This is a genomic window from Acinetobacter sp. V89_7 (assembly GCF_029967895.1).
GTDB lineage: Bacteria > Pseudomonadota > Gammaproteobacteria > Pseudomonadales > Moraxellaceae > Acinetobacter > Acinetobacter soli.
In genome coordinates this window covers 21956-48474 of the sequence record NZ_JASCAJ010000031.1, presented here as the reverse complement: position 1 = coordinate 48474, position 26519 = coordinate 21956, and the positions used below count along the sequence as shown (strand labels likewise).

The window sequence follows — 26519 nt, the reverse complement described above, 5'->3', positions numbered from 1 at the left end:
TATGAACATTTCTAAAGTCTTTATTGATGAAGTCATTACTTGGCGTCAACAATTCCATCGCTTCCCTGAAATCGGATTTCAGGAAATTCAAACCTCAAAACGTATCGCTGATTTGTTACGCTCGTTTGGCTTGGATGTGCTAGAAGGCATTGCTGGCACAGGTGTGGTGGCAACTTTAGAAAATGGCTCTGGCCCAGTAATTGGACTTCGTGCCGATATGGATGCCCTTCCCTTTACCGAGCTGGCAGATATTCCGCATAAGTCATGTCATCACGGTACCATGCATGCCTGTGGTCATGATGGACATACTGCAATACTTTTAGGGGCGGCCAAATACCTAAGTGAACACCGAAATTTTCATGGAAAAGTGCATTTCGTATTTCAGCCTGCCGAAGAAGGTTTAGGCGGTGCAACCAAAATGCTTGAAGAAGGTTTGTTAGATCAGTTTCCAATGTCTGCTATTTATGGTTTACATAACTGGCCAGGACTTCCTGCTGGCCATATTGCCGTCAATCCTGGCGCAATGATGGCATCTATGGATACCTTTGAAATCCAGCTTGAAGGTAAAAGCTGCCATGCTGCTATGCCGGAATTAGGGTTTGATCCAATTGTGGCAGCTGCCCAGCTCATTCTGTCGATTCAGACCATTATCTCTAGACGATTGGCTGCTCAAGATTCTGCTGTACTCAGTATTACTCAAATTCAGGGAGGTGAAGCAATTAATATCATCCCTGAATATGTCACGATCAAAGGTACCTTTCGTTGTTTAGACCCTCAAGTTCGTCAGCAGGTCAAACAACTCCTTCAAGATCAGGTTGAGGCGCTCCCTCCTGTACACGGTGTAAAAGGAAGTATCCAATTTTTTTCCGGTTATCCAGTGACAATGAATCATACAGATGCAGCCATCACCATTCGCGATGTCGCCCAAAAACTATTTGGAGATTCTAAAGTTCACTGGAATATCAAACCTTCTATGGCATCAGAAGATTTTTCATATTTTTTAGAAAAATGTTCTGGTGCATATTTTTGGCTAGGCGTCGATGGAGTAGAACCATCCAAACCACTACATAATGCTTATTATGATTTTAATGACAATGTCATTGAAACGGGTATAAAATTTTGGATCGGTTTGGTTGAAACCACCTTATCAAAATAATCGTCAAAATAAATATTAAAAAATCTCTTATAGCCTCTATAAGAGATTTTTTATTTCCATTAGTAAATTTAAAATGCACTTTTATTATGCAAATTTATTTTAATTCTAAAAAATATTTTGAAAACCTCATGTTCTAATTTAAGCAACAAAATTTTATGTTTTTAGCGCTCAACCATCCATCCAAAAATTCACAACAAGTTATTGAAAAATAAATAATTAAACATGAAATTTAGTGTTTTTATTTTGATGCACATCATTTGAGCATTGTATACATATTGCGTATTATAAAAACAGGAAATCATGGCATATATTTTGCAATTTTATTAATAAATAAATTATGCCCACTAAAAGGAAGAAGTAAAATGCGAGATAATGTTTTTAATATGAAAACCAACGCAAGAAATATAAATTATGGATACGGATATATAATATTATCTGCATTTCTCATCATTTGTATTGCCGAATCTATTGGTACAATTAATATCCCTTTAGGCTCCGGAAAAATTGCCTTACTTCCGATGGTATGGGCTCTGATTTTAGGTTGTACATTTGGCTTACTGAGTCAAAAACAATGGATGCCACTTAAAATAGATAAGCCTTTACAGATTAAAAGTGCACATATTCTTTACCCTGCACTGCTTGTTTTTATCGCCAAACAAGGGCTGATTGTAGGCTCATCGATTCCACTGATTATTCAATCGGGTTGGGCATTATTGTTTCAAGAGCTCGGGCATTTTGTCGGTACTATTTTATTTGCAATGCCAATTGCCTTGCTACTAGGTATCAAACGCGAATCAATTGGTGCAACATTTTCTGTCGGACGCGAACCTAGTCTAGCCATCATTACCGAAAAATATGGATTAAATTCTGCCGAAGGCCGTGGTGTTTTAGCTGAATACATAACGGGAACATTAATTGGTGCTTTATTTATTGCAATCGTTGCCGGTTTTATCGCGAGCTTGAATGTTTTTCATCCATTATCTTTAGCTATGGCCTCAGGTATTGGCTCTGGTAGTATGATGGCTGCAGCAGCGGGTGCTATTTCTGCTCAAGTCGATCCGGCCACGGCTGAACAAGTGATGGCTTTGGCTGCCGCGTCTAATCTATTAACCACAACACTTGGCACCTACTTTACTTTATTTATTTCACTCCCGTTGGCCATTTATGCTTATAAGATACTCGAGCCAGTTTTAGGGCGTTTTTCTAAAAGAAATCAAGTAGAACAGCATGACAATGAGTTTCTTTATAGCACCGTAAAAGAATCTGAAGAGGAAAAAACCAAGTTAAGCTTAGCTGAAAAAGCCTTCACTTGGATTGCACTTATTGCATTAGCGACAACAGCAAATACCATTTTAACTGGAAAATTTAGCGCTACCGTGATCATTGCGGGTGTTATTTTAGTTTTGATCTCAATATTGGGAGATCTGATCTACCATCTTACTGGCAAGAAAGTTCCAACGGTTTGCTATGTATCGATTATCGCGATGTATATGGCTTCTCCATGGTTTCCTTGGCATGAAACAGTTACAGGAATTGTGGGTGAGATTCATATATTATCTGTAATTACCCCTATGCTGGCATTTGCAGGCCTTTCAATTGCAAAAGATATTCCTGCTTTTAGAAAACTGGGCTGGCGTATCGTGGTCGTTTCTTTATGCGCAAATTTTGGAACTTTTATTGCAGCGGCGTTTGTGGCTGAATTTTTTCACTAAAAATTGAATGTGTTATCCGATTTTTAAAAACATTAAAACAAAATAAAAAAAGCCCCGAATGATGAATTCGGGGCTTTTTCGAATTTTGGTGGAGATGGCGGGAGTTGAACCCGCGTCCGCCAGCACTACACTCGAGAATACTACATGCTTAGATATCGTCTATTGATTTAACACCAAGCGACCCGACGAACAGGGTACAAGGCGCGATCCTCTAAGTTTGGTATAAAGCCCCGAGGCTTGGCTCTATACGGACTTGTGTGCGTGCGCTTCGGTCGGGTTCCTAAACCACAAGTATTCTAGGAAGCGGACAAGCTGCCCTTAGGCAGCTAGAGCGTAAGTTTCGTCGTTTGCGACTATAAAAATGCAAATTTTATTTACGAGAGAAAATGCGCTCTCGGCATGCATCTATGAGCTTCATCACCAGCGTCGAAGCCAATAACATCCCCAGATGAGTTTTACACTATAGCACAACCCTGAAAAATTGCTATGCAATTTATAACCAACTAAACAGCAGTCATGTATTTAACCTGATAATTGAGCTACTATTTTATTTTTCAAGACCATCACTATAAAAATATGAGCTACTTGCTTGCACTCGACCAAGGAACCACCTCTAGCCGCGCCATTATTTTTGACGAAAAAGGTCATATCCATGCCACTGCTCAGCGCGAAACCCGTATTAAAACACCGCATTCTGGCTGGGTGGAGCAAGATGCCAATGAGATCTGGTCTAGTCAGATTGCGGTCATCCAGCAAGCGTTGGCTTCCGCTCATCTTCTGGCCAAAGATATTAAAGCGTTAGGGCTAACCAATCAGCGTGAAACTACTGTGGTTTGGGACAAACGCACAGGCAAAGCGTTGGCGCCAGCGATTGTCTGGCAAGATCGGCGTGCTGCATTGTGGTGCAATCATTTAATCGAACAGCAAATGCTGGATACCGTACAGCAAAAAACTGGGCTACGCATCGATCCGTATTTTAGTGCAGGCAAACTGGTGTGGTTACTCGAACATATTGACGGACTTCGTGCTCTGGCCGAACAAGGCCATGTGGCGTTTGGCACCATCGACAGTTGGCTGGTATGGAATCTAACCCAAGGTGCCGAGCATATTATTGAAGCCAGTAATGCCTCTCGTACCATGCTCATGAATCTTTCAACACAAACATGGGATGAACAACTTCTGGCTCAGTTTAATATCCCCCATCAAATGCTGCCCAAGATTATTTCATCAGATGCCTACGTTGCAGACACGGCACCTGGCTTACTCGGCAGTACCATTCCCATTACCGGTATTTTAGGCGACCAGCAAGCTGCGTTGTTTGGTCAGTCGTGCTTCGATGCAGGGGCAGCCAAAAATACCTATGGCACTGGTTGTTTTATGCTGTTCAATACGGGCGACCACCTCAAATTAAGCCAAAACCAGCTCCTGACTACCTTGGCGTGGCAATGCCAAAATCAAACCCGTTATGCTCTTGAGGGCAGCGTATTTATGGCTGGAGCAATTGTACAATGGCTACGGGATGGACTTGGAATTATTCAAAACAGTGCACAGGTCGAACAATTGGCGCAGCAAGTCAAAAGTAGTGACGGCGTGATTTTGGTGCCTGCATTTACCGGACTTGGCGCCCCTCACTGGGACAGCGAAGCCCGAGCACTACTATGTGGAATGTCACGCGGAACCACAAAAGCGCATATTGCACGCGCTGCACTTGAAGCGATTGCCTTTCAGGTTTCGGATGTGCTGTGTGCCATGCAATCTGATTTGTCTCAACCGCTTAAAGAATTACGCGTCGATGGTGGCGCTAGTCAGAACGATATGCTGATGCAGTTTCAGGCCGATATTTTAAATGTACCCGTACTTCGGCCCAAAATGCTTGAATCGACCGCATGGGGCGCTGCTGCCATGGCGGGTTTGAAAGCGGGCGTGTTTTCAAATCTGGATGAAATCTCTGCCTCTTGGCAGCTTGATCGTACCTTTGAGCCTGCCATGCAGCAAGATCAACGTGAATCACGATTGTTTGAGTGGAATCAGGCACTGAAACGCGCAAAATCTGAGTTAATTTAATTCAAAAAGCTGCAACGAATTGCAGCTTTTTTTTACAGTTAAAAATAGGCTTTTGATTACAACGCACCATTGCCCAAAACGATACCTTCACGGCGCGGATCTACACCCCCAACGTACTTCGCTTTTTGGTTTTGCACAGCAATACGCATAATGGTAGCAACACCACTACTTTGCGCAGCGGAATTGATTTTATGGCCTTTGGCTTCCAGCCCTGCCACAAGCGCTTTTAAATCTAGCGATGTATTAGAGCTGTCGACATTGGTGGTAGCACTATTGGTTGCGCCAAAATTTACCAGTGAGGTCGCTTGCTGTGCATCGAGTTTCCAATCTAGCGCACCCACCAAGGTTTTCACCACATATTGAATAATCGTTCCACCGCCCGGTGAACCTGTAGCCATATAAAAGTCGCCCGGCGCAGTTCCCTTAAATACCAGTGTCGGTGCCATGGTACTTCTTGGGCGCTTGTTTGGCTGAACACGATTAGCCACCAAATTGCCAGAACTGTCCATCGGTTGTGCGCTAAAATCGGTTAACTGGTTGGTGAGCAAAAATCCATCGACCATATGGAACGAACCCATGCTCGATTCAACTGTAGAGGTCATGGAAACCACGTTTCCATAGGCATCCACAATAGTAAATTGGGTGGTGCCATGCTCCACTGTTTTATCAATTGCAGCACTACTATTAAAATCACCGGCAGTAGCAACGCCCATCGACTTTTCAGTGTTAATCAATCCAGCGCGTTTTTTCAGGTAAGCTTTATCAATCATGCTGCTAATACCTTGTGCTGGTAAAGCCACAAAATCGGTATCTGCTACATACTTATCCCGATCGGCATACGCCAGACGCTCAGCCTCAGACACTAAATGTACGCCCATGACACTTGGTACACCGCCTTCGTTTTCAGGCTGTGTTGGCGCATATGATGCAAGATCAAAATTCTCTAAAATTCCCAGCGTCTGAGCCACGGCAATCCCTCCTGACGACGGCGGTGGCATGGTACATACATGATACTGGCTACGATACGTAAAGCAGATCGCATCACGCTTTTTAGCCTGATAGTTCGACAAATCATTGAGTGTCATCAAGCTTGGCGTAATCGGAGTTTTGGCTGCATCATCGCCTACGCTTTGCTGGGCTTTATTTACAATTGCCTGTGCAATCGGGCCTGAATACATCGCCTGTGCACCATTGGCCGCAATCGTACGGATGGTTCTGGCATAGTCCTGATTGGTCATGGTTTCACCCACAGCGTAGGCCGTTCCATCTGGGTGAAAATAGGTTTTGACTGCATTGGCATCGAGAGCTAACGATGCTGCATTACTTTGAATGGCTGCCGCTAGACGTCCTGGTACTTTAAAGCCGCCTTCAGCCAGTTGTACCGAATTGTCAAACAACTGATTCCATTTAAGTTTGCCATGCTCATTATGTGCCATTTCCAGCATGCGCATCACGCCGGGCACCCCAATTGAACGTCCACTGCGTCGTGCGCTAGGTACAGGTGCTGATGAGCTGGCATCGTCAATATTTTGTCGAACCAGATAATATTCATTGGCAGCCGCAGGTGCCGTTTCACGACCATCATATGCCGTGACTTTCTGGGTTTTTGCATCGTAATACATCATAAATGCACTACCGGCAATGGTACTTGATTGCGGCTCGACCAAGCCCAGTACTGCCTGTACGGCAATCGCAGCATCCACTGCACTCCCACCGGCTTTTAAAACATCACAGCCAGCTTTGGTCGCAAGTGGTGTATTGGCAACCACCATATATTGATCTGATGTTTTGGCCTTAAGCCCCAAACGGTAAGCCGATGCTGGCTCAGGCGCTGATGGATCGCCTGCCTGCCCGCTCCCCACGACTACCGTTGAGCCATTACTTGCGAGCTGATTACAGCTATTGGGATTATTGTCGGTGATGGTGTAGTTTTGAGTTTGTTCTTGATCATTAGAATCGTTACAACCGTGTAGTAATCCTAAACTTAAAAACCCGCCAAGAATCAGGGTGTATTTTTTTTGCATTGAATCTCCATGCTTTACTTGTTATCGAACGTCCTGTGTCAGCAATTATGAAGCCAATATGGAGAAAAAATACAATGTTTTTTGATCAATCGATCAATTTTCTAGCATATTATTTTATACCATTGAATTTTATTATTTTTTACTTAAAAAATAAAAACGTGGCTCAATACGGCCACGTTTGATCAAAACAAAGATGACTTAATGCGGCGGTGGACCTTCCATCATATGCTTTGGTTTAGGGCTTAACCAGATAATCAGACCAGCCACCAAAAACACCAATGAAAATACCAAGAAAACATGATCGGTGGCCAATGTAATCGATTCTTTATCAACCAAATTGGAAATGGTGCCCAGCGCTGTTTCAGTGCTAAATCCATTTTGCGTTAAGGTATTTTGTACCTCTTGCGGCTGTAGTTTTGACACCAACTCACTGCGCGACACAATGGCGTGGTCATCCCATAAGGTAACTGCAATCGATGCACCAATTGCACCGGCCATGGTTCTCAAAAAGTTCATGAGTCCCGCAGCCGAGGCGATTTCATGTGGCTCGACGGCTGCTAGCGCCAGATTCGAGAGCGGTACAAAGAAAAACGGCACCGCAAAACCTTGCAGGATTTGAGGCCATGCCAAAGCCATAAAGTCGGCGTCGGATGTCCAGAAAGCACGCATCAAGGTCACAACACCCAGCAAGATCAAGCCAAAACAGGCCAATGCGCGCGGATCATGCTTGCTGGCCAGCTTGGCCACAATTGGCGACATCGTAATACTACCAATCCCCATAGTAGCAGTCAGATAGCCTGCCCATGTGGCGGTGTACCCCAAATCCATTTGCAACCACTGAGGAATGAGTACGATACTGCCAAAAAATGCACCAAATCCAAAGGCCAGCGCCAGTACAGAAACGGTAAAACCTCGGTGCCTAAATACCCTCAAATTCACAACAGGCTGTTGATCGGTCATTTCCCAGATCAAAAACAAGATAAAGCCGAGTACCGCAATTACTCCAAAACTTACAATGAGACTGCTACTAAACCAGTCGTGCTCATGTCCCAAATCGAGCATTAACTGTAACGCGCCAATCCAGAGCACCAGTAAAAACAATCCGATCCGATCGATACGTAATTGCATAGTGTCTGTTTCAGCAACACGTAACAGCCGTAAAGTTGCCATGACACAAATAATTCCGACCGGAATATTAATGAAGAAAATCCAGTGCCATGACAGATTGTCGCTGATCACCCCACCTAAAATCGGACCTAAAATCGGACCCAATACCGTGGTCATGGCCCATAAGCCCATGGCCTGCGCGTGTTGTTCTTTCGGGAAAATTCGCATCAGTAAGGCTTGACTCAGCGGCATGAGTGGGCCGCCCGACAAACCTTGCCCGATTCGGCACAGCACCAGTAATTCAAGACTGGTCGACAGGCCACATAAAAAAGAAAACAGGGTAAAACCGATCAATCCCGCGACAAACACACGCACAGTGCCAAAACGGCTGGCCAACCAGCCAGTCAGTGGAACACAAATCGCTTCGGCCACCGAATAGGATGTGACTACCCACGTGCCTTGTGAGGCAGAAACTGCCAGATTGCCCGTAATGTGTGGCACCGAAACGTTGGCAATGGTGGTATCGAGCACCACCATAAAGTTTGACAGTGCGATCACGAAGGCGGCCAGAAAAAGTCGTGCGCCGCTGAGTTCAGCAAATGGAGTTTTTATCTGGGTTGTCATGAGAACTTACTTCTTAGACAAATCAATCGTGGCTTCCATCGACAAGCCCACACGCAAAGGATGCTGTTTGAGTTCGTTCGGATCAAGTGCAATACGAACCGGCAAACGCTGTACCACTTTAATCCAGTTACCCGTGGCATTTTGTGCAGGAATGAGTGCAAATGCCGAACCCGTACCGCCTGAAAAACCAATGACTTTTCCGTGATACACCACATCATCGCCATATAGATCGGAGGTCAGCGTAGCTGTTTGGCCCACACGTACTTTAGTAAGCTGGCTTTCTTTGAAGTTGGCATCGACATAAAGCTGCGAAACTGGCACAACTTTCATCAGCACAGTACCCGGTGCAACACGCTGCCCCACCTGAATGCTTCGACCTGCAATCACACCATCGACTGTGGCACGGATCACGGTACGATCTAGATCTAGCTGTGCTTTTTGAACCTGTGTTTGCGCACTCAGTACATCCGGTGCAGAAGCTTCAGAAGTGCCTTTAATTAATGCCTGTGTGGCATCGAATGTGCTCTGTGCTGCATTATGATTCGATTGCGATTGCGACAGTGCGGCTTTGGCCACATCAAGAGCCGCTTTGGCTGTACGCGATGCAGTTTGGGCAGTGCTTAATTCTTCTTTAGAAATGGCACCCGATTCGCTCAATACCTGACGACGCTTAAGTTCTTCCAAGGCGTTATTGTAATCGGCCTGTGCTTTTAACACTTGCGCCTGTGCGCTGGCAATACCGTCATCACTCACCTGAACCTGTGCATTGAGAGATTGTCCATTGGCAGCAGTTTGACGATAGGTACGCTGTGCTTTGGCCAGCATTGCTTTGGCCTCTGCCAATGCAATTTCGGCATCTCGCGGATCAATTTTGACCAGAATATCGCCTTTATGCACTTGCTGGGTATCATTGACCAAAATTTCAGACACCTGCCCTGTCACCATGGAGGTAATTTGTGCAGTGTCTGCGCCCACATAGGCATTATCGGTATTCACAGTGTGATTGAAAAACACATACCAGATGCCAAACACAATCGCGGCAACAATGACCACCAAAGCAAAAATACTTAATAATTTCTTTCGTTTCGCCTTTAAAGCATCCCCATTTTGATCGGATGCAGAAGCCTGTGGAGAATCAGTCATTGGGTATTCCTAAATCAGCTCAAGTAAAAATTGCCACGATGTTCTTAAGATAATTTTAAGTTTAGGAAGAGAACCTGAACTGAACCTTAAAAGAAACGCAAGATGACAATTGATATTTTCAAAATTTTGCAATTCTACTTATTTTTTTCATATGCTGAGAATAAAAAAATAACTTGAGCGTTCAAAACCGCATGTATTGAGAATACAGCCCTTAGTCTTTTTGAATAAATCTGATACCTGATGTACTGCTTTTAACCCACAAACGCTCGACCACGCAGCAAAGCGCTTCAAGACTGTGGCCCAGATTTGTGGATTTTGGGTGACTATTTAAAAGGCATATGAGGCAATCGCAGTAGCGATCGGGGTTTGCTCGTGGTTAAACATGGTCATGCGCATGGTGCAGCCTTTGCGGCCAAATCTTAAGGTTTCCGCCCGCGCAATAAAAAATTTACCCCGCCCTGGCGCCAAGTAATCGACACGCATATCGACAGTGGCTAAACGTGATACTTTTTTGATGGCCTCTGGCATATCCGCAACTTCAGTACGTTTATAAACTTCTGCCATCGCGACAATTCCACCAATGCTATCGAGTAACGTTGCGGCAACCCCTCCATGCAAAATCTGAAAGGCAACATTGCCAATCAGGCTGGGCTTCATTTCAAAATAACCTTCAATTTGCCCATCGACCACCCGCATGGTCATGGCATTGTGCGAGAAGAAAGGCGAATGATTAAACGCATGACATAACTGGTTTAAAATTACATTTAGGTCAATTTCTTCACCTAAATGAATATGCCCCGTCCATAGTTTTGTTGATTCACTCATAAAACACTCAATATCGATAAATCTGCGTTAACACTAATTCAGTTTGTACAAATGCCTGCTGATGGGTCTACAATATCCCACAAGTTTAATACTGAACCTTGAGATTGTTATGACTTATACGTTCAATCGTCCCGCTTTTCCAGCAACCCGCATGCGTCGTATCCGTAAAAATGATCAACTGCGCGCCATGGTCAGTGAAACGCATCTGACACCTCATCATCTCATTTATCCAGTATTTGTATTGCCTGGCCAAAATCAGCGCCAAGAAATTCCAAGTATGCCCAATATTCATCGTTTGTCGGCAGATCTGTTGCTAAAAAAAGCTGAACAGCTACTCGAACTTGGGGTATCTAAGCTGGCTCTTTTTCCGGTCACCCCGCAAGAAGACAAAAGCCTGAGTGCTGAAGCTGCTTGGCGTGACGACGGTCTGGTACAAGAAACCTGTCGTTTACTCAAAAAAGAACTGCCTGAAATGGTGCTCATCACCGACGGCGCGCTCGACCCATATACCACACATGGTCAAGATGGCATTATCGATGACACCGGCTATGTACTCAACGATGAAACCGTAGAATGTCTGGTCAAGCAAGCGTTAAGCCACGCAGCTGCGGGTGCCGACGTAATTGCACCAAGCGATATGATGGACGGACGTATCGGGGCAATTCGACAGGCACTTGAGCAAAATAACTTTATCTATACCAATATCATGGCGTATTCAGCCAAATATGCCTCAAGTTTTTATGGGCCGTTTCGTGATGCGGTCGGTTCGGCAAGTAACTTAAAAGGCGGTAATAAATACAATTACCAGATGGATGTAGGGAATCGTGCCGAAGCTTTACATGAAATTGCACTGGATTTGCAAGAAGGCGCCGACATGGTGATTGTTAAGCCCGGCATGCCTTATTTAGATATTGTACGTGAAGTCAAAGATACCTTTGGCGTGCCTACTTTTATTTATCAGGTCAGTGGTGAGTACGCCATGCTGGCAGGTGCGATTCAAAATGGCTGGTTATCCGAAAGCGTGATTCTTGAATCACTCATGAGCTGTCGTCGCGCAGGTGCAGATGGAATCTGGACTTACTTTGCAGATGTTGCAGCCCAAAAACTTAAAGAGATGAACTAAACTCACGTGTGAATGAATCGAACATGAGCATGCATATTGCCATTATTGGTGCTGGAATCAGTGGCCTATTAACCGCTTTGGAACTGGTCGAGCACGGCTGTCAGGTCTCGATTTTTGATCAGCAGCGCGCCGGTCAGGCTGCCTCATGGGCAGGTGGTGGAATATTGTCACCGATGTATCCGTGGCGCTATCCACATGCGGTCAATACCCTTGCCCAGCATGGCAAAGACCTGTACCAAACATGGAATGAAAAGTTACTGCCTCAAACCGGTATTGATTTTGAAATCCATAATACTGGCATGCTTATTTTCGATGAATCCGATTTTGAAATCGGGCTGGATTATGCCGAGCATTTTCATCAGCCTATGCAACGCGCTGACTATGTCGACCGTGATGCACTTGAACAGATTAATCCATGGATAGCCAATAAATATCAGCACGCGATTTATTTTTCAGCGCTGTCTAATATTCGTAATCCGCGTCTGTTGCAATCGATTGTGCAGTATTTAAAACAGCATCCACGCGTTGCGTTTTTTGATGATCAACTCATTGAAAAATTTATATTTGACCAAGACAGCATACAGGCCGTGAAGAGTGCTACAGGTCAAGTTTTTCACGCCGACCAATTTGTGCTGGCAACGGGTGCATGGAGTCAACTCTGGAGCGATCAACTGGGCGTTCGTCTGCCGGTACGCCCTGTACAAGGCCAAATGCTGTTATTTAAAACGCCTGCGCACTGGTTACCCACCATGTGTATGAATCAGGTGATGTATTTGATTCCAAGACAAGATGGTCATGTGGTATGTGGCTCAAGCATGGCAGACTGTGGCTACAGCACCGACACCGACACATCCACACAGCAACGTATTTTAGAGGCCTGTTTAGACATGGTGCCTGAACTGGCACAGTTTCCAGTCATTAAAAGATGGGCGGGCTTGCGCCCTAGCTCGCCGACCGGGGTGCCTTATATCGGCATGCTGCCAAATATCGAAAATCTCTGGCTCAACACCGGGCATTTTCGAAATGGACTGTGCATGGGGCCAGCCTCTGCACGTTTGTTACGCCAGCTTATGCTTGATCAACCCACTTTCACCGATCCACAGCCATACGCGCCCGAGCGACTATTTCAGGGCAGCGAAATAGAGCTGGGCGTTTAAGGGTAAATATCTTGCAGGGCCTGCGCTAAAGCTGGAAATTTAAACTGATATCCAGCTTCCAATAACGCTTTGGGTGCAACAAACTGGCCATTTAAAATGAGTTGCGATTGTTCACCCAGTAAAGTTTTAAACAAACACGCCGGTGCAGGGAGAAACGGACGGCGTTTTACTTGCTGAGCGGCGGTTTTTATAAAGGCTTTTTGCGTGGTGTGATCGGGCGCAACGGCATTAAACACAATTTGCTCACTCTGCACATGCAGTAAAAATTCGATAATCGCCAGCACGTCTTCAATATGTACCCAGACTACAGGTTGGCGCCCAGAACCAATCACACCCACTGTATTGAGCTTAATTGGCAGCATCATCTGTGGCAAAATGCCCCCATTTTTGGCAAATACCACGCCCAAGCGCATGATTTTAGTATCAAACTGCGTATACGACAGCGCAGTTTTTTCCCATTGCTGGCAGAGTTCAGACATGAAAATTGACTGCGGTGGTGATTGTTCGTCGCATACCTGTTGCCAAGTTTCACTTTCATCAATGCCGTAATAACCAATGGCAGATGCCGATACAATCCGCTTTGGTTGTTGTTGATGCTGTAGCAGCCATTCAAAGACACGTTGTGTAGTCTTGATGCGACTGTCGATCAGGGCTTGCTTACGTGCTTTAGTCCAGCGCCGCTGTCCAATATTTTCACCGGCCAGATTTACCACATAATCGAGAGGCTGATCGATCTGGTTTAAATCGTCAATCCATTGTAAATTTTCATGTTGAAAGGATTGCGCCAAATGTCGCGTCAGGGCATAAATGCGATAATTCAAATGCAGCAAATAAGGCAATAAATGGCTACCAATAAAGCCTGAGGCGCCTGTAATTAAAAGTGTTGGAAGTTTTTGGTTCATAGTCTGTCACGTTGCTTATTGCTCTTCTTAAGCTTGAGTGTAACGCACTCGATTGATCCACTAAAACCCTGTTACTGAAACATTTTGTCGGCCATACGTTGCGCCTGCTTACCATAAAACCAATACGTAATCAGATACAGTGGAATCGCCAAAACCAGTACCATAATCGCAATCAGGCTCACAAATTGAGGTTGTTGCAAATACAGTAAAAAGTTTTGAATAATTTCTGGGTCATTTCGTGAAAACAAATACAAACCCAGCAATACGCCAGCGCAGTTATAGCCCCAAAAAATTAAGGTGAAACCCAAAGTCAGTTTTTTTCGTTCTTGCTGCGTTGGGGCGCGTTTTTCACGTTTTAAAAACTGATAGAGCACTACAATCATAGCCACCAAATACGGTACGGCTGTTACTATTCCACCCACACCTATTGGCAATATTGCAGCCACTACGCCTGCAATGAGGGTAGTCAGTAAACAGATCAGAAAAAACCAGATAAAATAACGGCGTAAAGCAGTCATGCACACCACAACATCAACAATAAAAATTTATTTTATGTTTTTTTCAATTTTTTTTCATGTTCTTGTCAACCATTTTGGTCGGTCATTCGTTATTAAGGGTATAAGGTCTGCAGCAACCGATTTTAATTGCACGGCATCCGCAATAAATCGGAGACCTTTCACTATGACATCCACTTTAGATATGTTTTGTTAGCAGCCAAACGTGATTTAAAGTTTTTGACCGACGATTTCTCATCACTCGAATCGTCGGTCTTTATTTTTTAGTGATCTGTTTTTTCTTTAGATATAAATCTCAGATTCATACATTTTCATTAACTCTCCTTCGTCAGTTTTCACCATTATTAAAAATTGCCATCCACACTTTTCATAAAAATTAGTCATATCTGTAATTAAATATAATTTTTCAAACCCTCGTGTAGCACAATCTACTTTGACAAAATTTAAAAGCTGTTTTGCCAGATGTTGATTCCTGTATTTTTCTTCCACAAATAATGCACACAGATTAGGTGTTAAATCAGTCCGCTCATGGAAATCATTTTCAATAATGCCAGCCCCAGCCACAATATTTCGATTTTTATCAATCATCACATACCATTCAGGCACAGCATTTAGATGATCAATGGCAACCTGCATGCTCTCTAAATAGGCTTGATAAGGAATATCCCAATTCTTTGAAAACCACTTTGCTGCTTGTTCTTTAAATTCAGGATGTGTTGAAATTTTAATGGTCTGCATTGAAACTATGATCCTCTAATATTGTGATTCATACTGTTATCATGATTTTGATGAGACTAAAAAGCTATGATAAAAACTGAAACCTGCACTATTAATGCAAAATAAATAATATTTACAATTCTGTACACTTTAAAGCTAAGAGTAAAATTGATTTGCGCAAACCGGATTTACAGTAATCCGTCATTGCGTCATAGCATTTTAAAGCTTCAACCTAATCCTGTTATCAACTAAGTTTGATCGTTAGCGGGTTTACTCTCACTTTCAACGACAAAATCACGTTGATAGGATTGATAGGTTTGAGTACCTTCACCTGTGTTTCCAATCCAACGAATTTTTAAATCATATTGATGAATGGTCATTATGAATCTCTTGTTCTGTTTTAAGTAAAAACCAAATCAGCTTTTCACTTGAGTAGCATCTGAATTGGATTGTGATTTATGCTACCTTATCTGCTATTCAAAAACAGGTAGTTCATCAGCAATGACCGTGCGTTTTTTTCATACTTCAGACTGGCATTTGGGGCAGTTTTTTTATAATCACTCCCGCCACTACGAGCATGAACAATTTCTGGCATGGTTACTTGAACAAATCAAGGTCAAACAACCCCATGCCTTATTAATAGCGGGTGATATTTTTGACGTGATTAATCCAAGTTCACAGGCCCAAAAGCAGCTTTATCAATTTCTGGCAGATGCACATCGCCTTGCGCCGCATATGCAAACCTTAATGATTGCAGGAAATCACGATTCGGGTTATCGCATTGAACAGGTCGAGCCGTTATTAGAAAAATACAATGCCAAAGCGGTGGGTGTGATTCGCTGGAATCAAGACAAAACCTTGAATCTTGATCGCTTGATTTTACCGATTTACGATCAGGCACAACAGATTGTGGCGTGGTGCATTGCTCTTCCTTTTTTACGCTCGGCCGAAATTACGGGCGTGAACGAACAGACCAGTAACAGTCAAAATGCGATTGGTTATTTACACCAGCAACTGATTGCCGAGGCCAAACGCCGCAAAACCGACGAGCAGGCCTTAATTATGATGTCACATGCGCATATGCAGGGCGGTGAAACCTCAGATTCAGAACGTCCGATTATCATTGGCAACGAAGAAGCACTTTCTACAGCACTCTTTGAAGACGCGATCGATTATGTCGCACTGGGGCATTTACATAAACCTCAGAAAGTGGGTCAGACCCATATTCGCTATAGCGGCTCCCCTATTCCCCTGTCGTTTAGTGAAATCAACTATAAGCACCAAGTAATGGATGTGACCATTAAGCCAGAAATTTCAGACAATCATCTTCAATGTGATGCCTTGCTGGTGCCAAGAAGCGTGAAGCTGCATAAAATTACAGGTGAATTACAAGATGTTTTAACAAGCTTGGCAGCACTCCCACATGGCGAAATTGAAGAGATTGATCAGCGCGAATACGTCGACATCGAATATTTCAGCCGCACACCACCTCAGCCGAATCTTCGTCAACAATTTGAACAGGCTTTGCCTGCAAACCGTTACCGATTGGTTCGGATTTCCAGACAATACGCCACAGATGGATCAAGCCGTCGCTTAGAGCAACAGGTTCACCTTGAACCGCCAACGCCTGAAAAACTGTTTGAACAACTTTGGGACAAAAAAGGCTATAGCGCAGATGATGACGTTAAAAAAGACTTTATGAGCCTTGTTGCGCAGGCACAACAACAACTTGAAGAACTTAAAAAGAATTAAAGCCATCTCATGAAAATTTTATCCATCCGACTCAAAAATCTGGCCTCTTTGTCTGACGAGCATTTCATTGATTTTGAATCTGAGCCTTTGGCCAGTGCAGGGCTGATCGCGATTGTGGGTAAAACAGGCGCAGGTAAGTCCACCATTTTAGATGCCATGTGTCTGGCTTTGTTTAACAAAATTCCACGACTCAAAGAAAGCGATGGCAAGCTTACCGATGTCGATGGCTCCGAGCTCCTGACCAACTCCCCTTTGACCGTTTTACGCCGAGGCTGTGCGCACGGTTTTGCTGAACTCTGCTTTGTCGCGCAGGATCAAAAACATTATATGGCGCGCTGGGAAATTAAGCGTGCTCGCGAGAATGCCACCGGCAAACTGCAAAATGTTCAACGCTCACTCAAGTGCCTCACCGATGGCGTGGTGGTTGCAGACAAAAGCAAAGCGGTAGAGTCACACATACAGCACATCACGCAGCTCAGTTTTGAGCAATTTACCCGTGCGGTATTACTGGCGCAATCTGAGGTGACGGCTTTTTTAAAAGCACGTGACACCGAACGTGGTGAGCTGCTTGAATACCTGACCAACTCAGCGATTTTTGCTAAAATTGGACAACTGGCATTTGAAAAAACTAGAGAAATCAGCAATCAACGTAAAAGTTTAGAAAGTCATTTGGGCTATATCGAGATACGCTCAGATGAGGAAGTAGCGGAGTTACAAGCGCAATTTGAATCGGTTCAGCAACAGGTGGTGCGGCTTGAAGAAGCAAAGACGCAATTCAGACAACAACAGCAATGGTTTGAGCAACGCGACAAACTTGGTCAGGATATCCGCTTAAAACAACAACATTACGATGTACAACTTAAAGCACAAGAAAGCCTTGAGAAAGATCGCCTGTTGCTGAGCCAGTTAGAAACATTTTCTGAAATACGTCCCATTGTATTTCAGCAGCAGCAGATCCAAAAAAAACTGCAACAACTCATTCCGCAAATTCAACTTCAACACACCGAGTTCAATACCCTAAGCACACAATTCAAGCAAGAAAAAACGCGCTATAGCCAAATCGAACAAAGCCTACATCAGTTTCAAGCCTTTGAACAAAAGTATCAAAAAGAGCTTGCCGATTTACGCGGTCATTTGCAAAAACGCGAGCATATTAAAGAAGACTATAACAAAACCAGACATCGCTTAACCCAAATTACAAACCAGCAACAGCCATTGCTTGAGCAACAACAGCAATTAGAGCAAACCATTCACACGCTTGATGGACAACATACAGCAAGCATGGAACAATTAAAAAATAGTGCTCAGTACGCCCCACTAGACCAAGGCTTAAATGCGCACATGCAGCAGTTAAGCCAATTTATTACGCAGTACCAAAAAGTAGAACAGAGTTTAGGTTCCATTCGGGATGCACAAACGCAGCTTGAGCATGATGAGGCTGAATTAAATACTTTAGTATCGCAGTTTGGTACTCCAGCACAAATTGATCTGCACATCGAGAGTAAACAACAACGCAAACAAGCACAGCAGGTTCATAGCAATCATTTAGACAGTACACAGCAAAAAATTCAGCGTTATTTCGAATTAAACAATGAAATGATCAGTCTGAAACATAAATTTGAGACAATCAAACATCACAATCAACAATTAGACGCATCGACCCATACATCCGAACAAGCCTATGTGTTGGCAAAGCAAGAGCGCGAAAAAATTCAGCAGATATTGCAACAGCAACGTTTACTCCATGCAGAAAATATTGAACATTTACGCGCAGCGCTAAAGCACGGCGAAGCTTGCGTAGTGTGTGGCAGTACCGAACATCCTTATCGTGAAGATCAAAGCCAGCTCTCCAAAGCGTTGTATGAACTCCAGCAACAACAAGAACAGCAAGCCATTGAGCAAGAACAACAGTCTTTCGATCTTTGGCAAAAAACGCAGCAGCAGTACACGCAAAGTCAAACCCAGCTCAAGCAATTGCAAGACGATTTACAGCAACTGCATGAAAAACAAAATGTGCATGAACAGCAATTACAGCAGCATTTGTTGGCGTGCAATATACAGCTCGACTTGCATTTGGCTGAACAAGAGGCGAACGCTCAGCTTGATGCTTTAATGCAAAAGGCCTCTCAGGAGCAACAGCAGCTTGAGCATGAGTTACATCAACTCCAGCAAGCCAGTAAACAGCAACATCAGCTGAGTCAACGTATTCAGCACACCCGCCATCAGCTTGAGACAGTCGATCAGTTACAACAACACGTTCAGCATATTGTCGCGTGCTTAACTACCGAGGATAAATCGGCTTGGTACACGCATGGCGTGACATTTTCACAAACTATATTAAATGCACTACAACAACGGAGCCAGTTACTCGAACAAATAGAACGCTTAGTTAAACACAAAGAGCAACAAGATCAGCAGTTACTATTATTAAAATACAAGCTGGCCGGGCTCAGTGCGCAGCACACAGAATGTACGCAACAATTAAAAGACATTGAGACGATGGGTAAACAAAATACTGAAGCTGCCAACCAGCTCATCGTCACCATGACAGCTTCGACAGACCTTAAAGCCAATGAATGGTTACTACAGCATGACCAGCAGCGCCAGCAATTGCAGCAGCAGTATCAACAGATTAAACAAAGCTTTGAACTCGCGCGCGAACGTTTTGAACAGCATAAAAATGCGCTCGAGCAATTAAAGGCCAAGCAACAGCAACAACATGACTCACTGACACAATGCACCACTGAAATCAATGCATGGCTGGCACAGCAGCCTCTTTTTGAAGAAGATCAATTGCTAGCATTACTGGCGATATCATCTTCTCAAGAACAGCAGATTCGCCAAGCCATCCAACACGCAGATCGTGGCTTGAGCGAGGCTATTTCTGCACTCAACACACTACAACATCAGCTCGATGTACATCTTGAGGCAGCGCCTCAGATAGAGGCTGCGCAGTTATCTGAGCAGATTGCCACCAATCAAGTGGCTTTACAGCAATGTACAGATCAGCGTGACGATTTAAAAATAAAACTCGAGTTACATCAGCAAAATCTGATCAAGCAGCAGCAGTTTGCAGCCCAAATTCAACTGATCCAGCAACAAGAGCATCGCTGGCACAAAATCTCAAGCCTGATTGGCGATGCCAAGGGTAAAGAATTTCGAGATCTGGCGCAGCAATATAATCTGGATATTCTGCTTGAATATGCCAATCAGCAACTGACTCAGCTTTCACAGCGCTATACGCTAAAACGGCTAGAAAACTCACTGAGTCTGGCCATTGTCGATCATGATATGGATGGTGAAATACGTGCTGTGGCCTCACTTTCTGGTGGTGAATCTTTTCTTACTGCGCTGGCCATTTCACTGGCAATTGCCAATATGGCCTCTGGATCGATGAAAATCGAATCCTTGTTCATCGATGAAGGCTTTGGCACGCTCGATGCATCTTCATTGCATATGGTGATGAATGCACTCGATCAGTTGCAAAGTCAGGGTCGTAAGGTGGTACTGATCTCTCATATTCAAGATATGCACGAACGAATTCCAGTCCAGATTCAGGTACAACCACTGGGTTCAGGTTCAAGTCGAATTCAGGTGGTGGGCTAAATACGCTTTACCTTTGTACAACGCATTTTGGGTGGAGCAACAATTGAAAAACTCATCAGAACTGATAGCTTTGATTTTCATTCAGATTCAAAACAAAAAATGATCTCTTCTGACAACAATAAAGATCAATTTTTTAGATGAAGAAGAATTAAATCTTATTTTTTCTTTGAGTTCTTTAATATGCCTAGCTTTAAAATTGACTGTCATCTTCATTACCGGGTGATTCAAGCGACCGAATTTATTTTTCAGTTTGAAGCAGCCAATCATCCATGGCAAACCTGTAAGCAGGAGTCATTTGAGTTTCAACCTCAGCTCGATTTCGAGCAATATGAGCGCGACGGCGGATTAAATCGCCTGATTCGGTTACATGCACCAGAAGGTGAACTGCGTGTTTCTTATCATGCCGACGTAGATACGCATATCCCTGAGCGTAATACCGCATTACGCGAATGTGAAATTCATGAATTGCCGTCTTATACGCTGTTTTATCTGGGTTCAAGCCGCTTTTGCGAATCAGATTTGATTGGCACTATGGTACAAAATACTTTTGGTGAATTGCCCAAAGGTTATGCACGAGTGCAAGCCATCTGTGACTGGATTCATGACAATATTGTGTATCAAGCTGGATCTTCCGACAGTACCACCACAGCACGCGATATATTGGTCAATCGTGCAGGTGTATGTCGTGATTTTGCTCACTTGGGTATTGCGATTTGCCGTGCCTTAAATATTCCTGCGCGCTTTGTGGTGGGTTACATGCCGTTCTACAATGCAGATCCCGACTTCCATGCCATCTTTGAAGTGTATCTTGAAAATCAATGGGTATTATTCGATGCCACACGCATGGGGCCTATCGATCAGTTTGTTCGAATCGGCACTGGACTCGATGCCAAAGACGTTCCTTTCGCCACGGTATTTGGTGAAATCGAACTGTTATCGATTGAACCTGCTATCGAACGTGTTGAGTCTTAAATCATGTATTCAACGTTCAATTGAACAAATACATATAGAAATATAATACGTTGGAGAATCTATGCTCTCCAACGTATTTTGTAAAAGCACAATCTAGGTCAATGCCAACACCACACCTGAAAAGGCCAAGCAATAGATTCCAAATAAATACCAGCGACCATGCTCCAGCCACGCCGAAAGCCATTTCAGTGCCAACAACCCCGTTAGAAAGCTAAAAACCATTCCAAACAAGCTCGGCAAAAATAAGCTACTTAAGGCCAGATGTGCTGTACCAGTGGTGGTCTGTTGGGCATGCAACAAGCGTAACAGCTCTTTGGCAATCACCGCTGGGGTTAAAACTACCGCCAGAGCAAAACTAAACTCTTCTGCTTTCTGACGGGAAATTCCCAAAAACAAACCTGTGGAAATGGTGGCACCCGAGCGAGAAAAACCACGAAAAGGCAGACACAACGCCTGTACCGCACCGATGATGATGGCACTTGGCAAACGGACATCACCTTGCTGACCACGATCCAAACGAGAAGATAAAATAATCAACACACCTGCCGCAGCAAGTGCAGCAGCCATTAATTTGGCGTTGCTGAATAAATGCTCTATTTCAAAGCTACTCGCCCCACCAAAAAATACGTGTTTAATCAGTGATTGCAACAAAAGTCCAAACATACCCGTCATGGCAGTCGCCAGTAACACATACCAAGCGCGCTGCTTAAATGACGCCCAATCAGAAAAGTAGGTTTTTTTCCATGAGTGCCAAAAATACACAATGACCGCAAACATGGTGCCTGTGTGGAGCATCACCAGCAAAAAAGTCATATTTGGCGCCGAAGGGTCGAAACCCATCAGCTTTTCTGCCAAGATCACATGGGCAGAGCTAGAAACTGGCAATAACTCCGCCAGCCCCTGTATCACCGCTAAAATAAAAACATGCAAAAGATCCATGAAATGTCTCGTGAAAACCAGTGTTAGTGGTATACGAGCCAACCATTAAATCTGAATTAAAAAATCTCAATGATCACAAATATTTCATATATCAAATTTGCAGATTTATACACCGTGACTATAGTCACGTGCACCAAATAAAGCCGTACCAATGCGTACAATGGTCGAGCCTGCTGCAATGGCAGCATCCAAATCTGCCGACATGCCCATGCTCAAGGTATCCCACTGTTCAGGATGTGCATGTTGGGCTTTGACAGCATCAAAAAGCGTTTTGGCTGCCTCAAAAGCCTCTGCATGCTCTGGTGCAGGAATGACCATAATTCCGCGTAACTTCAGCTTGGGTAAGCGGCTAATAGTTTGCACCAGTTCCGCGACGTCCTCAGGTTGGCAGCCATCTTTTGTTTGCTGATGATCAATATTGACCTGAAGACAGATATTTAAATCAGCCGCATGCTCGGCGCGCTGCGATGACAGGCGCTCGGCAATAATCAAACGATCGACCCCGTGCACCCAATCAAAATGTTCCGCAAGCAATTTGGTTTTATTGCGCTGAACATGGCCAATAAAATGCCACTCGATATTTAAGTCTTTGAGTGCCTGAATTTTATCGAGCGCCTCTTGTAAATAGTTTTCACCAAAACAACGCTGACCAAGCTCGTACATATCGCGTATCGCCGAACTCGGATGTGTTTTTGATACTGCCAGTAATTCGACCGTTGCCGGATCACGCTGTACTCGCGCACAAGCCGACTGGATTTGATCGATAACGTGATTTCGCGCATCTTTAAACGGATTCATTGACAGGGTTCTCATTTCAAACATATTTTTTACTTAACCTCGGCCTTGAATGTTGTTAAGCTTTGGGAAAAGCACTTAATATTCTACAAAATAATGAAAGATTTTAACGATTTTTTGGGGGAAATATGGATATAACCGAACTGCTGGCATTTTCAGTCCAAAACAGGGCATCTGATTTACATTTGTCTGCAGGTTTGGCACCCATGATTCGCGTCGATGGTGAAGTTCGACGCATTAACCTCCCCGCACTTGAACATTCCGAAGTATACCGTCTGGTTTACGACATTATGAATGACAAACAGCGCCGCGATTACGAAGAAAAGCTCGAAACCGACTTTTCCTTTGAGGTGCCAAATCTGGCCCGTTTTCGTGTCAATGTGTTTAATCAGAACCGTGGTGCAGGTGCCGTTTTTCGAACCATTCCCTCACAGGTATTGACGCTTGAAGAACTTGGACTCGGAAAAATTTTCAGAGACATCTGTGACTATCCGCGCGGCTTGGTGTTAGTGACCGGCCCAACAGGCTCGGGGAAGTCGACCACTCTTGCCGCCATGCTCGATTATATTAATCATCATCGCTATGATCATATTTTAACGGTTGAAGATCCGATCGAGTTTGTACACGAACCCAAAAAATGCCTGATCAACCAGCGCGAAGTGCACCGCGATACACTTGGTTTTAATGAGGCACTTCGCTCAGCACTGCGTGAAGATCCCGATATCATTCTGGTGGGGGAAATGCGTGATCTGGAAACCATACGTTTGGCATTGACTGCCGCAGAAACCGGACATTTGGTGTTTGGTACACTACACACGACCTCGGCAGCCAAAACCATTGATCGAATTATCGATGTATTTCCCGCAGAGGAAAAAGATATGGTGCGTACCATGCTGTCCGAATCCCTTCAGGCGGTTATTTCACAAACCTTGTTAAAAAAAGAAGGTGGCGGCCGTGTAGCAGCGCATGAAATTATGATTGGTATTCCGGCCATTCGTAATTTGATCCGTGAAGGAAAAGTCGCGCAAATGTATTCTTCGATTCAAACGGGTGCAAGCCATGGCATGACCACGCTCGATCAAAGTCTTAAACAACTGGTCGCCAAAGGCATCATTAACTTACCAACAGCACGCGCTGTGGCAAAATCACCAGAATCCTTATAAAACAACAACACAAAGCCATCAGGAAGCACCGCATGGACTTTAATGATTTACTCAATTTAATGGCAACCCACAAAGCCTCCGATATGTTCATTACGGCTGGTGTTGAGCCATCATTAAAAATTAATGGCAAAATTACCCCGGTTTCCAAAACCAAATTAGACGGTGACATGATCGCGCAGTTGATTGATTCGATCACCACGCAAAAGCAACGCGATGAGTACATGGCAACCCATGAATGTAATTTCGCCATTTTAAACCGCGAACGTACTGAGCGCTTTCGTGTAAGTGCCTTTCAGCAGCGTGATTTACCCGGCATGGTTATCCGCCGCATCGAAACCAAAATCCCGACGCTAGATCAACTACAGCTACCACCGATTCTCAAGGACTTGGCCTTGACTAAACGCGGTATTATTTTTTTTTCTGGTGCAACAGGAACAGGAAAATCCACATCGCTTGCGTCGATGATTCATCACCGTAATCTACACTCAAGCGGTCATATTATTACCATTGAAGATCCGATTGAATTTATACATGCACATGCTGGCTGTATTGTTACGCAGCGCGAAGTCGGCATTGATACCGATTCCTACGAAGTGGCTTTAAAAAATACGTTACGCCAAGCACCAGACGTCATTTTGATTGGTGAAATTCGCACACGTGAAGTCATGGATTATGCACTGGCATTTGCCGAAACCGGGCATTTGGTTTTTGCAACTTTACATGCCAACAACGCCAATCAGACCTTAGAGCGTATCATTCACTTTTTTGAGCAAGATCGGCGTGAGCAGGTATTGATGGACTTATCACTTAACTTAAAAGCCGTCATCTCTCAGCAGCTGATTGCTACGCCTGATGGTCAAAGTCGCCGTGCTGCCGTTGAAGTGATGATCAATTCACCTTTGATGTCGGATTACATTCGCCAAGGTGAGATTTATAAAATTAAGGAACTGATGGCACGCTCTGGTGAACTGGGAATGCAGACCTTTGATCAGGCCTTGTTTGAATTACACGAACACGGACAAATCAGTTATGCCGATGCACTCAAACATGCCGACTCACCCAACAATCTGCGTTTGCAGATCAAACTTTCTCAAGAAGCCAATACCGCAATTGATCAAAAAGAGAAAATGCTTGAAGTCGATCGAAAAATCACCTTTGACGGTCAACGTCATGATCTAAAATGAAAAAAAGGGCATTATCTGCCCTTTTTTATTGTTGGATTTATGTGAAATCCTTACTTTTTACGCAGTGCGTCTTTGCAATCTGGGTTGTTGCAATAACCGTATAGATTCAATGAGTGGCCTGTCAAAGTAAAATTGTGCTTTTCAGCAACGGAGTGTTGCTCTTGCTCAATAATATCATTTGTAAATTCAACAACTTTGTTGCAATTTAAGCAAACAAGGTGATCGTGGTGATCTTCCTGCATGATTTCAAAAACAGAGTGATTGTTTTCAAAATGATGGCGCTGAATAATTCCTGCTGCTTCAAACTGTGTTAAAACTCGGTAAACCGTTGCCAGACCAACATCTTCACCTTGTTCAAGCAAAGTTTTATAAATATCTTCTGCACTCAAATGGTGTTGTTTTGAATTTTCTAGTAATTCCAAAATCTTAATTCGAGGAAGGGTGACTTTCAGTCCAGCTTTTCGTAAATCTTGATTGGAAATCGGCATAAAAAAGGGTCTCTCAACAAATCTCAAGTTGGAATAGGCAATCGTGATGAGATGCAGTATGATCTATCCTTGGATCAAATGCATCATAATTTATCGGGATAGTGTAGCAAAATGCAAAAACTTATGTTGGCGTTATTCGTCACTTCACTGCTTGCTGGTTGTTCAACGCTCGGCGTCTATAAGGTTGATATTCCTCAAGGAACCCCTTTAACCAAAGCTCAAGCATCAAAAGTTCAGGTGGGCATGAATTACCAACAGGTAAAGTTTTTACTCGGTAGCCCAACAATTACAGATCCATTAAATCCATATCGCTGGGATTACGTATACAACTATATTCCGGGAACTTATGCCAAAAAAGCAAAAATTCCGGCAGCACGCGGTCAGCATCTAAAAATCTACTTTGACCAGTCTGGTATCGTCACCAATATTGAAGGTATCGATACCTTACCAGAGTCTCAACCGGGCTTACCAGGTTCAAAAGAAGCCATACTGACTGCGCCACCACTATAAAGGCTTCCTCAAAAAAAGAAACCCCTCATTTGAGGGGTTTT

Annotated in this window: 21 protein-coding genes, 1 other RNA gene and 1 pseudogene; 11 read left to right on the top strand and 12 right to left on the bottom strand. The window is 43.9% G+C overall.

The genetic code is table 11. From position 1 onward, the window contains the following. Position 1: 1 nt before the first annotated feature. The gene (locus QLG00_RS11625; protein ID WP_282471045.1) at positions 2–1156 is read left to right on the top strand and encodes a M20 aminoacylase family protein; all 1155 of its coding nucleotides are present in this window, start codon (positions 2–4) and stop codon (positions 1154–1156) included. A 362-nt stretch (positions 1157–1518) separates the two neighbouring features. Next, complete coding sequence (locus QLG00_RS11620) at positions 1519–2868, top strand: DUF3100 domain-containing protein (protein WP_125268705.1); 1350 nt, start codon at positions 1519–1521, stop codon at positions 2866–2868. Positions 2869–2954: 86 nt separating this feature from the next. Here the strand turns inward: QLG00_RS11620 and ssrA are convergent. Beyond that, positions 2955–3314, bottom strand: a transfer-messenger RNA (tmRNA) gene (gene ssrA, locus QLG00_RS11615). Positions 3315–3444: 130 nt separating this feature from the next. On the opposite strand from ssrA, the gene glpK reads away from it, so the two are divergent. Continuing rightward, positions 3445–4932 carry a glycerol kinase GlpK gene (glpK, locus tag QLG00_RS11610; RefSeq protein WP_282471044.1) on the top strand — a complete coding sequence of 496 codons (1488 nt, stop codon included), beginning with the start codon at positions 3445–3447 and terminating at the stop codon, positions 4930–4932. Positions 4933–4988: 56 nt separating this feature from the next. Here the strand turns inward: glpK and QLG00_RS11605 are convergent, their stop codons facing one another. The 4 genes from QLG00_RS11605 to QLG00_RS11590 form a co-directional block, all read right to left on the bottom strand. Beyond that, positions 4989–6956, bottom strand: a complete 1968-nt coding sequence (locus tag QLG00_RS11605; RefSeq protein ID WP_104124517.1) for a gamma-glutamyltransferase family protein — start codon at positions 6954–6956, stop codon at positions 4989–4991. 198 nt (positions 6957–7154) lie between these two features. Beyond that, on the bottom strand, positions 7155–8687 hold the full coding sequence (locus QLG00_RS11600) for a DHA2 family efflux MFS transporter permease subunit (protein ID WP_004935520.1): 1533 nt from the start codon (positions 8685–8687) through the stop codon (positions 7155–7157). A gap of 6 nt (positions 8688–8693) precedes the next feature. Continuing rightward, positions 8694–9830 carry an HlyD family efflux transporter periplasmic adaptor subunit gene (locus QLG00_RS11595; RefSeq protein WP_282471043.1) on the bottom strand — a complete coding sequence of 379 codons (1137 nt, stop codon included), beginning with the start codon at positions 9828–9830 and terminating at the stop codon, positions 8694–8696. 327 nt (positions 9831–10157) lie between these two features. Beyond that, positions 10158–10655, bottom strand: a complete 498-nt coding sequence (locus QLG00_RS11590) for a thioesterase family protein (protein WP_151746691.1) — start codon at positions 10653–10655, stop codon at positions 10158–10160. Positions 10656–10764: 109 nt separating this feature from the next. On the opposite strand from QLG00_RS11590, the gene hemB reads away from it, so the two are divergent. Together hemB and QLG00_RS11580 are read left to right on the top strand one after the other, a co-directional pair. Continuing rightward, positions 10765–11778, top strand: coding sequence for a porphobilinogen synthase (gene hemB, locus QLG00_RS11585; protein ID WP_004935513.1), 1014 nt, complete (start codon positions 10765–10767; stop codon positions 11776–11778). A 29-nt stretch (positions 11779–11807) separates the two neighbouring features. Continuing rightward, entirely contained in the window at positions 11808–12935 is a 1128-nt protein-coding gene (locus tag QLG00_RS11580; RefSeq protein ID WP_282471143.1) for an FAD-binding oxidoreductase, read from the top strand. Here QLG00_RS11580 and QLG00_RS11575 read toward each other — a convergent pair. The 4 genes and pseudogenes from QLG00_RS11575 to QLG00_RS11560 form a co-directional block, all read right to left on the bottom strand. Next, positions 12932–13837 (bottom strand): TIGR01777 family oxidoreductase, encoded by a 906-nt coding sequence (locus QLG00_RS11575; RefSeq protein WP_282471042.1) that lies wholly within the window; start codon positions 13835–13837, stop codon positions 12932–12934. The two genes, QLG00_RS11580 and QLG00_RS11575, sit on opposite strands and share 4 nt — an antisense overlap. A gap of 71 nt (positions 13838–13908) precedes the next feature. Continuing rightward, positions 13909–14355: an ABZJ_00895 family protein gene (locus QLG00_RS11570; RefSeq protein WP_048763854.1), complete on the bottom strand. Its 447-nt coding sequence runs from the start codon at positions 14353–14355 to the stop codon at positions 13909–13911. A 279-nt stretch (positions 14356–14634) separates the two neighbouring features. After that, positions 14635–15090, bottom strand: a complete 456-nt coding sequence (locus QLG00_RS11565) for a GNAT family N-acetyltransferase (protein WP_048763856.1) — start codon at positions 15088–15090, stop codon at positions 14635–14637. A 260-nt stretch (positions 15091–15350) separates the two neighbouring features. After that, positions 15351–15449 (bottom strand): annotated as a pseudogene (locus QLG00_RS11560) (OsmC family peroxiredoxin); the annotation flags it as partial. 121 nt (positions 15450–15570) lie between these two features. On the opposite strand from QLG00_RS11560, the gene QLG00_RS11555 reads away from it, so the two are divergent. The 3 genes from QLG00_RS11555 (at position 15571) to QLG00_RS11545 (ending at position 21399) form a co-directional block, all read left to right on the top strand. Then, on the top strand, positions 15571–16821 hold the full coding sequence (locus QLG00_RS11555; protein ID WP_151977541.1) for an exonuclease SbcCD subunit D: 1251 nt from the start codon (positions 15571–15573) through the stop codon (positions 16819–16821). A 9-nt stretch (positions 16822–16830) separates the two neighbouring features. Beyond that, a complete protein-coding gene (locus QLG00_RS11550; protein ID WP_282471041.1) occupies positions 16831–20427 on the top strand; it encodes an AAA family ATPase in 3597 nt (1198 codons plus the stop codon). A gap of 180 nt (positions 20428–20607) precedes the next feature. Then, positions 20608–21399, top strand: coding sequence for a transglutaminase family protein (locus QLG00_RS11545; RefSeq protein WP_076032902.1), 792 nt, complete (start codon positions 20608–20610; stop codon positions 21397–21399). Between the two features lie 93 nt (positions 21400–21492). On the opposite strand, the gene QLG00_RS11540 is transcribed toward QLG00_RS11545, so the two are convergent. Together QLG00_RS11540 and QLG00_RS11535 are read right to left on the bottom strand one after the other, a co-directional pair. Further along, entirely contained in the window at positions 21493–22338 is an 846-nt protein-coding gene (locus QLG00_RS11540) for an undecaprenyl-diphosphate phosphatase (protein WP_282471040.1), read from the bottom strand. Positions 22339–22443: 105 nt separating this feature from the next. Continuing rightward, the gene (locus tag QLG00_RS11535) at positions 22444–23136 is read right to left on the bottom strand and encodes a YggS family pyridoxal phosphate-dependent enzyme (protein WP_282471039.1); all 693 of its coding nucleotides are present in this window, start codon (positions 23134–23136) and stop codon (positions 22444–22446) included. Between the two features lie 125 nt (positions 23137–23261). Between QLG00_RS11535 and QLG00_RS11530 the strand changes: the two genes are divergently transcribed. Continuing rightward, entirely contained in the window at positions 23262–24296 is a 1035-nt protein-coding gene (locus QLG00_RS11530) for a type IV pilus twitching motility protein PilT (RefSeq protein WP_004935479.1), read from the top strand. Between the two features lie 32 nt (positions 24297–24328). Beyond that, positions 24329–25480, top strand: a complete 1152-nt coding sequence (locus QLG00_RS11525; protein ID WP_282471038.1) for a PilT/PilU family type 4a pilus ATPase — start codon at positions 24329–24331, stop codon at positions 25478–25480. A gap of 50 nt (positions 25481–25530) precedes the next feature. On the opposite strand, the gene fur is transcribed toward QLG00_RS11525, so the two are convergent. After that, positions 25531–25968, bottom strand: a complete 438-nt coding sequence (gene fur, locus QLG00_RS11520) for a ferric iron uptake transcriptional regulator (protein ID WP_004935475.1) — start codon at positions 25966–25968, stop codon at positions 25531–25533. A 111-nt stretch (positions 25969–26079) separates the two neighbouring features. Here fur and bamE point away from each other — a divergent pair, with 111 nt between their 5' ends. After that, the gene (gene bamE, locus QLG00_RS11515; RefSeq protein ID WP_004935473.1) at positions 26080–26478 is read left to right on the top strand and encodes an outer membrane protein assembly factor BamE; all 399 of its coding nucleotides are present in this window, start codon (positions 26080–26082) and stop codon (positions 26476–26478) included. Positions 26479–26519 lie beyond the last annotated feature (41 nt).

Coding starts and splice junctions, on each gene's coding strand:
- QLG00_RS11595 (WP_282471043.1), bottom strand. CDS start 9,830: ATGACTGATTCTCCACAGGCTTCTGCATCCGATCAAAATGGGGATGCT.
- fur (WP_004935475.1), bottom strand. CDS start 25,968: ATGCCGATTTCCAATCAAGATTTACGAAAAGCTGGACTGAAAGTCACC.
- QLG00_RS11525 (WP_282471038.1), top strand. CDS start 24,329: ATGGACTTTAATGATTTACTCAATTTAATGGCAACCCACAAAGCCTCC.
- QLG00_RS11550 (WP_282471041.1), top strand. CDS start 16,831: ATGAAAATTTTATCCATCCGACTCAAAAATCTGGCCTCTTTGTCTGAC.
- glpK (WP_282471044.1), top strand. CDS start 3,445: ATGAGCTACTTGCTTGCACTCGACCAAGGAACCACCTCTAGCCGCGCC.
- QLG00_RS11600 (WP_004935520.1), bottom strand. CDS start 8,687: ATGACAACCCAGATAAAAACTCCATTTGCTGAACTCAGCGGCGCACGA.
- hemB (WP_004935513.1), top strand. CDS start 10,765: ATGACTTATACGTTCAATCGTCCCGCTTTTCCAGCAACCCGCATGCGT.
- QLG00_RS11535 (WP_282471039.1), bottom strand. CDS start 23,136: ATGAATCCGTTTAAAGATGCGCGAAATCACGTTATCGATCAAATCCAG.
- QLG00_RS11605 (WP_104124517.1), bottom strand. CDS start 6,956: ATGCAAAAAAAATACACCCTGATTCTTGGCGGGTTTTTAAGTTTAGGA.
- bamE (WP_004935473.1), top strand. CDS start 26,080: ATGCAAAAACTTATGTTGGCGTTATTCGTCACTTCACTGCTTGCTGGT.
- QLG00_RS11590 (WP_151746691.1), bottom strand. CDS start 10,655: ATGAGTGAATCAACAAAACTATGGACGGGGCATATTCATTTAGGTGAA.
- QLG00_RS11540 (WP_282471040.1), bottom strand. CDS start 22,338: ATGGATCTTTTGCATGTTTTTATTTTAGCGGTGATACAGGGGCTGGCG.
- QLG00_RS11570 (WP_048763854.1), bottom strand. CDS start 14,355: ATGACTGCTTTACGCCGTTATTTTATCTGGTTTTTTCTGATCTGTTTA.
- QLG00_RS11580 (WP_282471143.1), top strand. CDS start 11,808: ATGCATATTGCCATTATTGGTGCTGGAATCAGTGGCCTATTAACCGCT.
- QLG00_RS11575 (WP_282471042.1), bottom strand. CDS start 13,837: ATGAACCAAAAACTTCCAACACTTTTAATTACAGGCGCCTCAGGCTTT.
- QLG00_RS11565 (WP_048763856.1), bottom strand. CDS start 15,090: ATGCAGACCATTAAAATTTCAACACATCCTGAATTTAAAGAACAAGCA.
- QLG00_RS11545 (WP_076032902.1), top strand. CDS start 20,608: ATGCCTAGCTTTAAAATTGACTGTCATCTTCATTACCGGGTGATTCAA.
- QLG00_RS11625 (WP_282471045.1), top strand. CDS start 2: ATGAACATTTCTAAAGTCTTTATTGATGAAGTCATTACTTGGCGTCAA.
- QLG00_RS11530 (WP_004935479.1), top strand. CDS start 23,262: ATGGATATAACCGAACTGCTGGCATTTTCAGTCCAAAACAGGGCATCT.
- QLG00_RS11620 (WP_125268705.1), top strand. CDS start 1,519: ATGCGAGATAATGTTTTTAATATGAAAACCAACGCAAGAAATATAAAT.
- QLG00_RS11555 (WP_151977541.1), top strand. CDS start 15,571: ATGACCGTGCGTTTTTTTCATACTTCAGACTGGCATTTGGGGCAGTTT.